This is a genomic window from Niabella digestorum, assembly GCF_036409055.1.
Classification (GTDB): Bacteria; Bacteroidota; Bacteroidia; order Chitinophagales; family Chitinophagaceae; genus Niabella; species Niabella composti.
In genome coordinates this window covers 294,985-309,354 of the sequence record NZ_JAZGLY010000001.1, presented here as the reverse complement: position 1 = coordinate 309,354, position 14,370 = coordinate 294,985, and the positions used below count along the sequence as shown (strand labels likewise).

The 14,370-nt window shown below is 40.5% G+C and carries 13 protein-coding genes; 7 read left to right on the top strand and 6 right to left on the bottom strand.

What is annotated here, in order from left to right:
- Nucleotides 1-45 precede the first annotated feature (45 nt).
- Nucleotides 46-1,647, top strand: a complete 1,602-nt coding sequence (locus V2H41_RS01330; protein WP_330973310.1) for a peptide chain release factor 3 — start codon at nt 46-48, stop codon at nt 1,645-1,647.
- Nucleotides 1,648-1,819: 172 nt separating this feature from the next.
- Here V2H41_RS01330 and purB read toward each other — a convergent pair whose 3' ends face one another.
- Nucleotides 1,820-3,160: an adenylosuccinate lyase gene (purB, locus tag V2H41_RS01325; protein WP_330973309.1), complete on the bottom strand. Its 1,341-nt coding sequence runs from the start codon at nt 3,158-3,160 to the stop codon at nt 1,820-1,822.
- Nucleotides 3,161-3,423: 263 nt separating this feature from the next.
- On the opposite strand from purB, the gene V2H41_RS01320 reads away from it, so the two are divergent.
- Nucleotides 3,424-4,167, top strand: coding sequence for a menaquinone biosynthetic enzyme MqnA/MqnD family protein (locus tag V2H41_RS01320; RefSeq protein ID WP_330973308.1), 744 nt, complete (start codon nt 3,424-3,426; stop codon nt 4,165-4,167).
- A 117-nt stretch (nt 4,168-4,284) separates the two neighbouring features.
- Nucleotides 4,285-5,250, top strand: coding sequence for a class I SAM-dependent methyltransferase (locus V2H41_RS01315; protein WP_330973307.1), 966 nt, complete (start codon nt 4,285-4,287; stop codon nt 5,248-5,250).
- Between the two features lie 3 nt (nt 5,251-5,253).
- On the opposite strand, the gene V2H41_RS01310 is transcribed toward V2H41_RS01315, so the two are convergent.
- Nucleotides 5,254-6,102 carry a glycosyltransferase family 2 protein gene (locus tag V2H41_RS01310; protein ID WP_330973306.1) on the bottom strand — a complete coding sequence of 283 codons (849 nt, stop codon included), beginning with the start codon at nt 6,100-6,102 and terminating at the stop codon, nt 5,254-5,256.
- A gap of 66 nt (nt 6,103-6,168) precedes the next feature.
- Here V2H41_RS01310 and V2H41_RS01305 point away from each other — a divergent pair, with 66 nt between their 5' ends.
- The gene (locus tag V2H41_RS01305) at nt 6,169-7,113 is read left to right on the top strand and encodes a glycosyltransferase family 2 protein (RefSeq protein WP_330973305.1); all 945 of its coding nucleotides are present in this window, start codon (nt 6,169-6,171) and stop codon (nt 7,111-7,113) included.
- Nucleotides 7,113-8,231, top strand: coding sequence for a glycosyltransferase family 4 protein (locus V2H41_RS01300; protein ID WP_330973304.1), 1,119 nt, complete (start codon nt 7,113-7,115; stop codon nt 8,229-8,231). Before V2H41_RS01305 ends, V2H41_RS01300 begins: the two co-directional genes overlap by 1 nt.
- Before the next feature lie 5 nt (nt 8,232-8,236).
- Here the strand turns inward: V2H41_RS01300 and V2H41_RS01295 are convergent, their stop codons facing one another.
- Both V2H41_RS01295 and V2H41_RS01290 read right to left on the bottom strand, forming a co-directional pair.
- Nucleotides 8,237-9,373, bottom strand: a complete 1,137-nt coding sequence (locus V2H41_RS01295; RefSeq protein WP_330973303.1) for a glycosyltransferase family 4 protein — start codon at nt 9,371-9,373, stop codon at nt 8,237-8,239.
- Between the two features lie 39 nt (nt 9,374-9,412).
- Complete coding sequence (locus tag V2H41_RS01290) at nt 9,413-11,911, bottom strand: YfhO family protein (protein WP_330973302.1); 2,499 nt, start codon at nt 11,909-11,911, stop codon at nt 9,413-9,415.
- Nucleotides 11,912-12,032: 121 nt separating this feature from the next.
- On the opposite strand from V2H41_RS01290, the gene V2H41_RS01285 reads away from it, so the two are divergent.
- Both V2H41_RS01285 and V2H41_RS01280 read left to right on the top strand, forming a co-directional pair.
- The gene (locus V2H41_RS01285; protein WP_330973301.1) at nt 12,033-12,335 is read left to right on the top strand and encodes a hypothetical protein; all 303 of its coding nucleotides are present in this window, start codon (nt 12,033-12,035) and stop codon (nt 12,333-12,335) included.
- Nucleotides 12,316-13,119: a queuosine precursor transporter gene (locus tag V2H41_RS01280; protein ID WP_330973300.1), complete on the top strand. Its 804-nt coding sequence runs from the start codon at nt 12,316-12,318 to the stop codon at nt 13,117-13,119. The genes V2H41_RS01285 and V2H41_RS01280 overlap by 20 nt, the downstream gene beginning before the upstream one ends.
- Before the next feature lie 3 nt (nt 13,120-13,122).
- Here the strand turns inward: V2H41_RS01280 and V2H41_RS01275 are convergent, their stop codons facing one another.
- Entirely contained in the window at nt 13,123-13,503 is a 381-nt protein-coding gene (locus V2H41_RS01275; protein ID WP_330973299.1) for a hypothetical protein, read from the bottom strand.
- Nucleotides 13,504-13,597: 94 nt separating this feature from the next.
- Nucleotides 13,598-14,326, bottom strand: a complete 729-nt coding sequence (locus V2H41_RS01270; RefSeq protein ID WP_330973298.1) for a pyridoxine 5'-phosphate synthase — start codon at nt 14,324-14,326, stop codon at nt 13,598-13,600.
- Nucleotides 14,327-14,370 lie beyond the last annotated feature (44 nt).

The following is a 14,370-nucleotide window of genomic DNA, read 5'->3' as shown; positions in this document are numbered from 1 at the left end:
TCGCAAAATCGTAATATCTTCGCAGCCTTTTAAGAAAGATATACAATGAAGTTTCACGACGAGATAATGAGAAGGCGTACATTCGCCATTATCAGCCACCCTGATGCGGGAAAAACCACCCTCACGGAAAAATTTCTGCTTTTTGGTGGCGCCATACAGGTTGCCGGGGCCGTAAAAAGCAACAAAATAAAAAAGTCTGCCACCTCCGATTTTATGGAAATCGAGCGGCAACGTGGTATTTCCGTCGCTACCTCGGTAATGACCTTTGAGTACCAAAACATTTTAATCAACCTCTTAGATACACCGGGACACAAAGACTTTGCAGAAGATACCTACCGCACCCTAACTGCTGTAGACAGTGTAATTTTAGTAGTCGACAGTGTGAATGGTGTGGAAGAGCAGACACGCCGCCTTATGGAAGTATGCCGGATGCGCGATACTCCTGTAATCGTGTTCATCAACAAACTGGACCGAGATGGTAAAAACCGATTCGACCTACTGGAGGAAATTGAAAAAGAATTGAAAATACAATTGCATCCTATGACCTGGCCCATTAACAGTGGTAAGGATTTCAAGGGTGTGTACAATATTCATGATAAAAGTCTGCGGCTTTTTGCCCCTAATACCAAGGCTGATGAGGAGGATGTTATTGCCATCACAGATATCAATGATCCTATTTTGGATGAAAAACTGGGCGATAGAGATGCGGCAATACTCCGAGAAGACGTAGAACTGGTGGATGGTGTGAACGGCCCATTGAATGTAGACGATTATTTAAAAGGAAAGGTATCTCCTGTATTCTTTGGAAGCGCCATCAACAATTTTGGAGTAAAAGAGCTATTGGACACTTTCATAACCATTGCACCGCCACCGCAAGGCCGTGATACCACAGCTCGCAGAGTGGATGCAGAAGAATCTAAGCTAAGTGGGTTTGTATTCAAAATACATGCTAATCTAGACCCCAAGCATCGCGACCGTATCGCCTTTTTTAGGGTTTGCAGTGGAAAGTTCGAGCGTAACAAATATTTTCATCATGTAAGACTGAATAAAAAGTTGCGCTTCAGCAACCCCTACTCTTTCATGGCACGTGATAAAAGTGTGATTGAAGACGCCTATGCAGGAGACGTGGTGGGTTTGTTTGATACCGGCAACTTTAAAATCGGTGACACCCTAACGGAAGGAGAAGAGTTCTACTTCACCGGTATTCCTTCGTTCTCTCCGGAAATCTTTAAGGAAGTGGTGAATAAGGACCCGCTAAAAACTAAACAGCTGGAAAGAGGGTTGCTACAACTTACGGACGAGGGTGTGGCACAGTTATTTACCCAGTTTGGAGGTACTAAGAAAATCATTGGATGTGTAGGAGAACTACAATTTGAGGTGATTCAATACCGTTTGCTGCATGAATATGGAGCTTCTGTAGAGTTCAGAGCGCTCCCCTTCTATAAAGCCTGTTGGATTACAAGTAAAGATCCTAAAAAACTGGATGACTTTACTAAGTTTAAACAAGCCAATGTTGCAGAAGATAAAGATGGAGCGTTGGTGTATCTGGCACAAAGCGAATGGTTCTTGAATACCGAAATCACCAATAATCCGGACATTGAGTTTCACTTTTCAAGTGAAATACATAAAACCGGTCCTAACTTTTAGAAAATTTCAATAATAGGAAAATACAAAATCCTGAGTACAGACATTCTAAAGCTCATTATGGCCTGTACTCAGGATATTTTATTATTTAATTATTCCAATATATTAGGAAGGATTTTGCATGAGGTTAGCCCCTCTACACGAGACCCTAAAAAGCTACATTTCAGATGCTCAACTAATACTTGGCAACTACCCCTGTGTAATTATGAGGCGTTATCTTTTTTAGCTCCTCCTTAACAGCTGCAGGTATTTTCAGCGAACTAATGAATTTGTGTAGGGCCTTTTTAGTAATGCCGTACTTACCTCTTGTCAGTTCCTTTAAAGCTTCGTAAGGATTGGGATACTGCTCCCTGCGCAAGATGGTTTGTATTGCCTCTGCCACTACCGCCCAGTTATTATTCAAGTCTTCGTTCAGTGCGGCTTCATTCAATACTAATTTGTTCAACCCGCGTTCAATGCTTTTCACAGCAATGATGGTATGTGCTATAGGCACCCCAATATTTCTCAAAACAGTACTATCTGTTAAGTCGCGTTGCAAACGACTGATAGGCAACTTGGCAGATAAATGTTCTAACAGCGAATTCGCTATACCCAAATTGCCCTCTGCATTTTCGAAATCGATAGGATTCACTTTATGAGGCATGGCGGATGAACCTACTTCACCGGCTTTGATTTTTTGTTTAAAGTACTCCATGCTGATGTAGGTCCACATGTCTCTACAAAAATCTATAAGAATATTATTAATGCGCTTAATAGCGTCGAAATGTGCCGCCAAATTATCGTAATGTTCAATCTGAGTGGTAAACTGCAATCTTTGCAGTCCCAGTATTTTTTCTACAAAATGATTTCCGAACTTAATCCAGTCGGTTTTGGGATAAGCTACATGGTGGGCATTGAAATTTCCAGTGGCACCTCCGAATTTTGCACACACGGGTATGTGAGACATTTGCAGAATCTGATTTTCCATTCTTTCTACAAAAACCATGATTTCTTTACCCAATCTGGTGGGGGAGGCCGGCTGACCATGAGTTTTAGCCAACATCGGCACATCGCGCCACTGCTTAGCCAGCTTATGTAGATGATTTTTTAGGTTAGCATAAGCCGGAAGCAATTCATATTCCATGCTGTTTTTCCAAAGCAGCGGAATGGCAGTATTATTGATGTCTTGTGAAGTAAGACCAAAATGCACCCACTCCTTGGCATCCTTGCAATCTGTTTTATCCAGTTCTTTTTTGAGGAAGTATTCAACAGCTTTTACGTCGTGATTAGTAACTTTTTCTATTTCTTTAATAGCTTCTGCATTTTCCACACTGAAGTTCTCCATCACATCCCGCAGATGCCTTTTGGCGGCAGGTGTAAGTTTCAGAAACTTCTTATCTGCCAGCAGAAAAAGATATTCTATTTCTACAATTACTCTGTATTTAATAAGGGCATACTCACTAAAATATTCCTTCAGATTCTCAATCTGCTTACTATAACGACCGTCAATCGGCGAAATGGCTGTTAATGACATCATACTTTACCGGTAATTATTTTAGGGGAACCGCATCAAAGCACCCTATACGTGCAGGATGCAATTCCTTCGAATGTACATAATATGTTCTTATGGCAAAAATAATAGGCCCCCTCTTTTTAAGGATGGAACTCCCTTTTTCTTATGAATGTTAATAGAACGTTAGCTTTTCCGCATCACTCCGTCTTAGCAGCAATTTGGCAGCCATATCCCAAAGCTATTAACAATAGTAACCTATCTTTGCCGCGCAAAAATAAGCATTCGCCGTGGAAGAAAAGATAAGAGTTGGTATTGTAAGTTATTTAAACTCCCGTCCCCTTATATATGGCTTACAACGCCTACCCATCAAAGATAAAATAACGCTGATAGAAGAATATCCAGCTTTGCTAGCCGACATGCTCCAAAAAGGGAACATAGATGTAGGTTTGGTGCCTGTGGCAATTATTCCGGAGTTGCCTCAGAGCTACATCTGCGGTAACTATTGCATTGGTTCGGTAGGAGATGTCGCTTCCGTAGCGCTGTTCAGCGAGGTGCCTGTGCAGCAGGTCGAAACTATCTATTTGGACTACCAAAGCCGCTCTTCGGTAAAATTGTTGCAATGGCTGGTACAACATTACTGGAAGATCAATCCGAAGTACGTAGAGGCCCAAAATGAAGATTATATTCAGCAAATAAGGGGTAATACAGCAGCCCTCATCATAGGCGACAGAGCGCTGAAATACCGAAGCCAGGCCCAATATATTTATGACTTGGCCGGAGAATGGAAAGCCGCAACCGGATTGCCTTTCGTTTTTGCGGCCTGGGTTAGCTCACGTCCTTTACCGGAAGCCTTTATTCAAGAGTTTGATGAAGCCAATAGTTACGGATTACTGCATATAGACGAGATTGCCCAAGCACATAATAACGGAGTATATGATTTAAAGAAATATTATTCTCAGGATTTGAGTTACGAACTGGACGCCGAAAAAAGAAAAGGTCTTGAGCTTTTTCTCAATACTATTTCTAAATAAATACGGGTTTTTCCTGATTCATCAGTACTTCTTTCCGGAAAGGCTTCTTTATTCCGCACAGCTTCCTAAATTTACAATCGGCTAATCAGCCCAATACATTCACCTAAAGTAATATGTATGAAGTGCCGCATCTGTTTACAGGAAGGAGATTTCAAACAATTGAAGCTACGAGAAATGATGTTCGGATTTAGAGATAACTTTGACTATTTCGAATGTGGCAATTGTGGTTGTATTCAAATAGCTAAGATTCCTGCTAATATTGAAAAATACTACCCCTCGAACTATTATTCCTACACTGCAGCTGATGTACCCGTAAAGCGCAGCTTCATAAGACGGATACATTTCGAATATCACAGTTTTGGTAAACATCGACTGCTGGGAGGTTTGCTGGCACTAAAATTCAAGGCTTCCAAATTTTACACATGGCTGAAGGAACTACAGCTATCGAACAAAAATGAAAGCATTTTGGATGTTGGATGTGGCAACGGCCAGCTGTTAAAACGTATTTACCGCTTGGGCTTTAATGATCTTACCGGCATCGATCCATTTATGGATAAGGATGTGATATACAATCCACAGTTGCGGTTGCTTAAGAAAGATATATTTGACATTCAAGGCCAGTTTGATGTGATTATGATGCATCACAGCCTAGAACATATGGACCATCAGAACGAAGTCATCGGCAAAGCCGCTTCCCTACTCAGCGAAAAAGGAAGACTCTTAATTAGGATTCCCATCGTAAGTAAACCTCTTATGGAAAAATACGGAATCAACGTGGTTTCGTTGGATCCTCCTCGCCACTTCTATATACACAGCCTAAAAAGCATTACGCATCTTATTCAGCAAAATAATCTTAGCATTTATAAAACTGTTTTTGACGCAGATCCGTTTTCCATATTAGGGAGCGAGCAATATTCAAGAGATATCAGTAATGTAAACGACGATAGGAGCTATATTCAAAATCCTCAAAACAGCATCTTCACCCAGGAAGACCTACAGCGTTTTCAACAAGAAATTGATCAATATAATCAGGCAGGAGAAAGCGATTCGGTGGCGTTGTATATTCGGAAAGCGCAGGTTTAATATTTACAACATCAGTTTTCCCATCTTACCTGATTTGTAATGTCGATAAGCCAGCCATATATACCGAAGCAATTTCGTTTTTTCTTTACCATACAGCAAATTGTTTTTAATCCTATTCAAAACTGTTTTGCGTCGTAAGGGAAAGGAAGCGGGCAGGTTATGCTTGTATTTCTCTGCAACATATAGTGAGTTGCGCACCATATAATAAATTCTAATAGGAGCATGCAATGTACGCACGCTCTTTTTAAAATTTTTTAAAGAACGATATGCTCCTGCTATACCTAAGGAATGATGTAAATAAACATTGCTTAATTTAACAGTTTTAAATCCTTTCGAATTTGCTCTAAAGCAATATTCCGAGTCTACTTCATCAATAAACAAAGCTTCATCGAAGCCTTCCAATTTCTTGAGCAAACCCAAATTCACCAAGCTCCCTGATGTAATCAGCATATCTGTTTCAAAGTACTCGCAATGGATTGCCTGTGGTCGCTGCTCATATTCTACGCCAAACATCGCTACTTTATCCTTCCCTTCATAAGCATCAAAACATTGCCGATAACGATTAATATTGTCTTCGTCAAAAAATGAATCCTGATCCATAGTTAGCAACCATGTTGCCCCCTCGGCTACTGCGTAACTAGCCGCCTGATTGAGACGAGCAGCAATACCCTTATTTTCTCCGTCAGCAATTATTATAACCTTATCTTCAGGAAAATCAAATGATATCTTTGCAGCAGGCTCACTATTATCAATTACCAGCAATTTTTCTATAAAAGGTAAATAGCTGGCAATGTTATCCTTTATTTGAAAATCGGGATGATACAGTATTACAACGCCAAAAATTTTTTCCATTGTGCTACAAAACAAATTAATTTGCCAATTTATAAAATCCATGCGAGAGCAATGAAAAATAAATAGATGATGATACCTTTTATTTCCATTTGCATACCCGCGTATCAACGACCTCAGTATTTACAGAGGTTATTAGACTCGATAGTAGAACAAACCTATCGGGACTATGAAGTAATTGTTACAGACGACAGTCCTGATGAAACCGTAAAGCATCTTTGTGAGCAATATAAAGACCGTATCCCACTGCACTACTATAAAAATCCCACTCCATTAGGCACTCCTGCCAATTGGAACGTTGCTATAAAGTTAGCAAAAGGAATGTGGATTAAGTTGATGCACGACGATGATTGGTTTGCCTCTCCCAATGCTTTACAGCAGTTTGCTGAAGCTGCCCAAAACAATGATGGAGCCTTTATTTTTTCTGCTTATTGCAATGTATATGAAGACACAGGCAGACAGAGCATTTGTTTTGCTGATAAAATAAGGCTCAATCAACTGAGAAAAAAGCCCGAATCCATCGTATCGAAAAATATTATTGGTCATCCGAGTACGACCCTACATCCCAATCACAGACATTTTTACGATGAACGCCTCAAATGGATGGTGGATATCGAATTTTACATCAGAGAACTACGTCACTCGCGTTTTCATTACATCAATCAGGTATTGGTAAACATAGGCATGAGCGACTCGCAAGTGACGGCCCAGGTAAAGATGCATCCCGAAGTGGAAGTGCCAGAACATTTGTACTTTCTTGAAAAAATGGGCGTTGAGCACTTGAAGAACGTTTTTGTATACGATTATTACTGGCGCTTTATCCGTAATTTTCGCATTACTACCAATGATTTTCTTACGAAATACGCACCCCATAATACACCTCACCCGATACTGACAAAGATGATAAACTTTCAACGCAAAATTCCTTATTCACTGCTCAAATTCGGCCCCATATCCAAATTTTTAATGTTATTACATTATATTTTTAATAAGAACCACATAAAGCAACAATAATGACAATAGCCGTTAACTGCTGGACACTGCGTAACAAGAACATTGATGGCATAGGCAATGTCATTATTGAAAGCATGCGACCGATGATTCAACAGCATCCAGAAACGCATTTCATGATGCTGTGTGATAAAAACTTTACGGAGGACTATTTTAGCTTCCCTAACGTATCCATTCATCGTATTTTCCCTCCTTATCGACATCCGTTACTGTATATCCTCCATATGGAATGGACACTTACTCGTTTTTTAAATAAACATCAGCCGAATGTTTTTGTGGGAATGGATGGCATGATTAGTTTAAGTTATTCTGGTAAACAAATCGCCCTTATTCACGATCTAAACTTTGAGCATTACCCTGAAACGCTCCCTCTACGCAATCGGTTATACTACCGCTATTTCTTTAAAAAATTTGCTCATAAAGCTGATAAAATAGTGGCAGTATCAAAGTACACAAAGAATGATATTATTACCACCTATAATGTAGATCGAACCAAAATCGATGTTATCACGTTAGGTGCGAAAAAAATTTTCCAACCTCTATCTACAGATAGGATTACATCCACCCGACAACAATATGCTAAAGGGCAACCTTACTTCTTCTTTGTAGGCTCGATGCATGCACGCAAAAATATTCTGCGACTCATGCAGGCATTTGATTTATTCAAACAAGCCACCGGAAGTCCATTGCAACTGATGCTGGCAGGCAATATTCTGTGGGAAGCCGATGAAATAAAACAGGTATATCAACAACTTATTTTTAAAGAGGATATTATATTTCCGGGCAGGGTAAACGACGATGAACTAGCTGCATTGTTAGGAAGCGCATATGCCTTAGCATTTGTGCCTTTGTTTGAGGGTTTTGGCCTACCCATTGTAGAGGCATTTCGAGCGGGTATTCCCGTTATATGTAGCAATACCTCCTCTATGCCCGAAGTGGCTGGAGATGCGGCCCTACTTGTAGACCCACTGGATGTACACTCCATAAAAAAGGCGATGATACAGCTTGCTACTGACAACACATTATACCAAAATCTACAGCAAAAAGGTTTGGAGCGAAGTGTCCTATTCGAATGGGAAAAAACTAGTCAAGATTTGTGGTATAGTATCACACAAATATAAACGTGCTATAACCGCTTTAGAATATCAGCAGCTTTATGCACTACGGCTCCCCAATAAAAATGTTCAAAAAAAAGAGAAGGAATATTTTCACTTTTACTTTGCAACTTATTGATTATCGCATCAACAAACTGCTCATAACCCCTATCAGCAACTACTGATAAATGATTGCCTGTTACGGCAACAGGTACACCCCAAGCTCCGGTTTCAAACGAAACACAAGGAGTATTAGCTGCCAAAGCCTCTACCAGCTTGGTTTTAATACCTCCCCCTTCGGTTATTGGGTTGATGAATACATCTGCTGCTTTAAAATACTTATGAATATCTTCTACAAATCCTTTGTAAAGGATATGCTGCTTGGCATATGTACGCAACTCATCATATTCGGCAGGCAATCCCGAGCCACAAATAATAATCTTATAAGGATCCTGAATTTTATGTTGCAATAAAGGGTTAATACGATGGAGTATAGCCTCCAATCCCGTTCTATTAGGACCGTAGCTCAGCGAGCCATTAAATAAAATCAATCGAGTGTGAGGTGGTAGTCCTAGCTCCTCACATACTGTCTGATGCATCTGAGCTTTTTCTTCTAAAGAGGGAGCCATGTTATTCTCTATTCCGTAAGTAATGACCGCTGTTTTAGATGGATTTACTTCATAATGAGCTATGGCATATTGCCGATCCTCTTCTGTAATAAAAAAACTATAATCGGCATAACCATGAGCAAACTTTTCATACTTATGTAAAATACGCCACCACCATTTACCTATGGTTTTAAAACGGATAGCTTCGATATTGTGTGAGCGTATGATCCACTTTATACCAGCAAACCGCTGCAATAAGTAACCCAACCAGGCGTAATAGGGATGTTCCATTACAACAGCATTCACTCCATGTCGCCTACAATATTTTTTCACTTTAAAATACAATGCCGGATTTACATAGCGCCATTTATTGTGTGTAGAAGTCAATATTGGAGAAATCGGCATAAAACTGTCGCGCTCCGCATTTTCCTTCACGGAGATGACATGCAGTTCGGCGTATTTGGAAAAGTATTTCCAGAAATAAAAGATCGCCTTTTCCCCACCCTTTACCGGTGGCAAAATTTTGTAGGGAATTATTGAAGCAATTTTTATCAATGCCAACGACGGACTTAAAGTGATCCAATAAATTAATTGCGATGATTATTCGCCAATGGTTACATCGGCCTTAGGATGCTTTTTATCGGTTTTCCATTGCAAGAAGCACCCACCCAGCACAATGATGATCAACAGCCAAGAACTTAGATAGGAAATATTATCCCCCTTCTTGAATGAAGTCGGCTCAAATACCAGCTTAATTTGATGTTTCCCTTGAGGTACTACCAATCCTCTTAAAACATAATTCGTACGTATAATATCAGCTGGCTTTCCATTTATATAAGCATTCCAACCGGCAGGATAATATACTTCGCTCAATACAATCAATCCTCCAGTTGCAGATTCGGCTTCGTATTCTATTTCATCATTAGTGTATTTTACAAGCTTCACTGTAGCTGTACTATCCGCTGATATTTGTAATCCTGCAGGAATATTCTTTTGCTGCACCACTGCGGTATCTTTCAGATTGGTGATGCCAATAGCCTGTAACTCTTCCACATCGTCGGAAACTGTTTTTATTGCTTTGACAAACCATGCTGCTCCATAAGCGTTTGAATTGGGAATTAATACTTCTTGTCCCTGCTGATCGCGACTAATGATATAGCGGACATCCAGAGCGTTTAAAAGCTGTTCATTAGGTGTTCCGGAGAAATATCTTTCTATCACATCTTGATATAATCTGAGCTTAGCCGGATGATAGCCTAGTGCAGAACGATGGAAATACGAAACTCTGTTACTATTCATTCCTGCTACATCATATACTCGGTAATGAGGATCTTTATCTTTTAAGATTTCCTGATCAATGGCAGTGGGCGTTACTTGAACCTGTACATCATCTTTATATACGTAATGATCATCGCTGAAATATTGCTTGTCAATTACCCACAAATCCAAAAGTGTTACTACAGCCAGTAAGGCCACCCCCACAACCGGACGCAACCAATTTTTCATACAAGCGAATATTACACCCAATACAATGGCCATAAACACCACGCTTCTTAATACCTGACCACCAAACATACTTTGTCTATCGGCCTTTAAGCCCGCCACAATAGCTCTATTGAGCCGGTCCCCACCGTTGGGATCAAGTTGCATTTGCATAATCTGCTGGTCAAAGCCCGAACCATAGCTTTGTCCGATATACAACAGTAACAATACTGCCGTAATACCACCCAAAGTATATAATATATTTTTAAACTGTAATGTTAATTGCTGTCGGGCATCTTTAGCGAAAAACAGGGTATGTACGGCCAACACGGCCATCAATGGGAGGGTAAGCTGGCAAATGACGAGTGCCATAGATGGCGCCCGAAATTTGTTATACAAAGGCAGATGATCCAGTAAAAATTGATTAAAGCCCAAAAAATATTTACCCCAGCTCATCAGTACAGACAAAATTGTTACTGCTAGAATGGTCCATTTTACAGGACCTCTTACCACCACAAACCCAATAATCGCCAGAATAAAAATAATCGCGCCAATATAAGCAGGTCCCCCCGAATAATCAGGAGGCACCATTCCTCCCCAGTAGGCAGGTAATTGCGATGCAAACTGCGCAGCCTGCATTTCAGGTACCCCAGTCTCTACCAATTTTTCTACAACTTTAGAATCTTCTTTCAATGGAGTACCGCTACTACCGCCCACGGCTTTGGGCATAAGCATAATAATAGGCTCTACTTTGCTCATGCTGTACTGCATAGCATAGTCTGTATCCAGACCTTGAGTAGAGGTAGCTTTTACTTCATTGCCCTGTATTTCCACACTCTTACCGCCGCGCATAGTATATCTTGCATACTCTGTAGTGGTTAAATAAGCCAGGGAGTAACATCCCAATGCTACAAGAGCTGCCACCGCACTAAGCGCCACAGAAATTGCAAAATGTTTAAAGTCTTTATTTTTTATCCAAATAATAATGTAACCAATGGTTACGGCTCCTGCAATCAAGAAAAAGTAATAGGCAATTTGCGGGTGATTAGCCATGAGCTCAAAAACAGCACCGAGCGTAGCTAAAGCCAAACCAATCCAGTACCTTTTATTGAAGATTAGTAGCAATCCTCCTAATAGCAAAGGCATGTAAGCGATAGCCATCATCTTGGTTTCGTGGCCGGCACTTACAATAAGTGGATTATAAGTAGAGTAGGCAAAAGCTAGCGCTCCGAATATACCTACCATCGGATTAAATCGCAGAATAACACATAAAATATAAAAACACACGCAGGCGATAAAAAAGAAATTCATCGGTTTGGGAAGCCATAACCCAATTACTTTATTCAAGTCCACAGGAATAGCACTCCGCCCCTCCATGGCTATCTGATAATTGGGCATACCACTGAACACATTTGTATTCCATAACGGGAGCTTGCCTGTTTTTTCTTTCACTTCATAGGCATTTTGTGCCGACCCCCGCCAACCGATTACTCCCGTATCGTGCTGATCAAGGGTTTTCCCATCCATTACGGGCTTGCAGAATAATGCGGATACTATTAAAAAGACAAGAATCGCTACTACGTGAGGTAAAGCATTTTTAAGCCAACTATTATTCATTATAATAATTTTATTATAAACGAAACCAGAACCTGCAAAAGCGCAAATTAAAAATAAAACTATTCTATCTCTCTTAATTTTATACTAAACAAAGTAATGTTATTTTGTACGAAATTCGCCTATGCATTGGCTATTATTTTTGTCTAGAGTAGCGTTTCTTAGCGGAATCGTAATGTTGATAGCCCTCTGCCTTAGCAGCAGTTCATGGTATGATAATCATACATCATTGGAGGTACTGACATTGGCGGGTTATGGACTTGCCGCAATTGCGTTACCCCTTATCAGTGTACTTTATCTCATCATAACACTACGGGATCGCAAACGCATGATTATCGTACCCCGATGGTTAATGCTTTGCAATATTCTTTTTTTCATCATATTTCTAATATTCACCTTCTACATCAATGATCCATACTATCATTAAAGACAAAGCCACGCGGCTATATATTCTGTTAGGCGGATTTTTTATTGCCAATGCCATTGTTGCCGAAGTCATCGGAGTGAAGATCTTTTCTCTTGAAAAAACACTGGGGATTACGCCTTTTGATATCAACATTCTGGGCACCAGTTTTTCTTTCAATCTTACAACAGGTGTATTACTCTGGCCTGTAGTGTTTATCATGACCGATATTATTAACGAGTACTACGGCATGCGGGGAGTACGGTTTCTATCGGTATTGGCAGCTGCTCTTATTGCTTACACATTTATTATGTTTCAAGGAGCAATAAGCCTGAAGCCGGCCGACTTCTGGACTGTCAACTACATGAATCAGCATATTAATGATGCCAACGATGCCTACCGTGTTATTCTGGGGCAAGGTTCCTGGATTATTATCGGTTCGCTTACGGCATTTTTGGTAGGTCAGATTCTAGACGTCTTTATTTTTCACAGCATAAAGAAAGCTACAGGAGAAAAAGCTATATGGCTGAGAGCTACTGGTAGCACGCTGGTTTCGCAGCTGATAGACAGCTTTGTGGTACTGTTTATTGCATTCTACGTAGGTCCGCGTGTTAATACGGATCAAGGAGAACCCTGGAGCTTAAGATTGGTGCTGGCTATTTGCGTGGGCAATTACATTTATAAATTCATCGTGGCAATAGTTATGACGCCGGTTATTTATCTGGCACATGGACTGATCGATAAATATTTGGGGACCGAACTTGCCGCTAAAATGAGAAAAGATGCTATGCTGAAGGATAACTCCTAAAAATTACCTACGACGACGCATATCGGTATTTTTATCATATACAGGAAGCGGAGGGTCGGGTTGTTGCTTGATCCAGATAGTTACCTGTTTGGTTTGCAAGGTATCGGACCGAAGTGTAGCAGTAACCGTCACTTTTTTTACAGCAGGCGATTCGGGCAAGATCAAATTATTACCCTCGAAAGTACCATAGTCTGATTTAAAGAGAATATCGCGAGAAGTAAGCGGACGCCAACTACCGTCAGTCATTTTAGCATCCACATTGATATAATTATGCGTTCCTTTTTTTAGGCTGTCGGTGTATAAGTGAAAATGAATACTCTCTATCTTCTGCCCTTGAACAGCTAATGAAAACAAACACAATAGTACTCCAAAAATGTATCGCATCTTATATATTATCCTCCCTTTATTTGACGATAATTAGGGCTCAAAGGTTGTGAGCACATAGGAAACGTGCAGAACCAGCTATGCCTCCTCCATCTTAGGATCCCGACACGTTTAACTGTCTTTTATAAAGCTGAATGGTATTCTCAAATCCATAATACAATGCATCACAGATTAATGCATGTCCTATGCTCACCTCATCCAACCAAGGTATTTGCTGTGCCAGATAACGAAGATTCGTAAGATCCAAATCATGGCCGGCGTTCAGTCCCAACCCTAATGCTTTAGCCTTTTTCGCCGCTTCGAGATAAGGAGCAATAGCTTTCTCGCGATTGGCAGCATAATGCCGGGCATAACCTTCTGTATACAATTCAATCCTATCGGTACCGGTTTCCGCAGCTCCTTCCACCATTCTAATGTCTGGATCTACAAAAATAGAAACCCTAATGCCCGCATCTTTAAAAATACGAATGGTATCCCTAAGATATTGTTTATGTGTAATGGTATCCCAACCATGATCGGAAGTGAGCTGATTTAACGCATCCGGTACTAGAGTAACCTGGTGAGGCTTCACCTCCAAGACTAGATCAATAAACTTCTGCTCCCGACAGTTGCCTTCGATATTAAATTCAGTAGTTAGCACTTTTTTCAGCTCCCGTACATCGGCATAACGAATATGGCGCTCATCAGGCCGAGGATGCACCGTAATCCCATCCGCTCCAAAGCGTTCAGCATCAATAGCCATTTTAACTACGTTGGGATTGTTTCCGCCGCGGGAATTTCTGAGCGTAGCGATTTTGTTTATATTTACCGAGAGTTTGGTCATTTTACTTAATATTTTTGCTGTTATTCGTATCCCAAAGCATTGTA

What these genes read in the sequence shown, in the direction of transcription:
- V2H41_RS01330 (WP_330973310.1), top strand. Translation starts at nt 46, where the DNA reads ATGAAGTTTCACGACGAGATAATGAGAAGGCGTACATTCGCCATTATC.
- purB (WP_330973309.1), bottom strand. Translation starts at nt 3,160, where the DNA reads ATGATGTCATTAACAGCCATTTCGCCGATTGACGGTCGTTATAGTAAG.
- V2H41_RS01315 (WP_330973307.1), top strand. Translation starts at nt 4,285, where the DNA reads ATGAAGTGCCGCATCTGTTTACAGGAAGGAGATTTCAAACAATTGAAG.
- V2H41_RS01310 (WP_330973306.1), bottom strand. Translation starts at nt 6,102, where the DNA reads ATGGAAAAAATTTTTGGCGTTGTAATACTGTATCATCCCGATTTTCAA.
- V2H41_RS01305 (WP_330973305.1), top strand. Translation starts at nt 6,169, where the DNA reads ATGATGATACCTTTTATTTCCATTTGCATACCCGCGTATCAACGACCT.
- V2H41_RS01300 (WP_330973304.1), top strand. Translation starts at nt 7,113, where the DNA reads ATGACAATAGCCGTTAACTGCTGGACACTGCGTAACAAGAACATTGAT.
- V2H41_RS01290 (WP_330973302.1), bottom strand. Translation starts at nt 11,911, where the DNA reads ATGAATAATAGTTGGCTTAAAAATGCTTTACCTCACGTAGTAGCGATT.
- V2H41_RS01285 (WP_330973301.1), top strand. Translation starts at nt 12,033, where the DNA reads ATGCATTGGCTATTATTTTTGTCTAGAGTAGCGTTTCTTAGCGGAATC.
- V2H41_RS01280 (WP_330973300.1), top strand. Translation starts at nt 12,316, where the DNA reads ATGATCCATACTATCATTAAAGACAAAGCCACGCGGCTATATATTCTG.
- V2H41_RS01275 (WP_330973299.1), bottom strand. Translation starts at nt 13,503, where the DNA reads ATGCGATACATTTTTGGAGTACTATTGTGTTTGTTTTCATTAGCTGTT.
- V2H41_RS01270 (WP_330973298.1), bottom strand. Translation starts at nt 14,326, where the DNA reads ATGACCAAACTCTCGGTAAATATAAACAAAATCGCTACGCTCAGAAAT.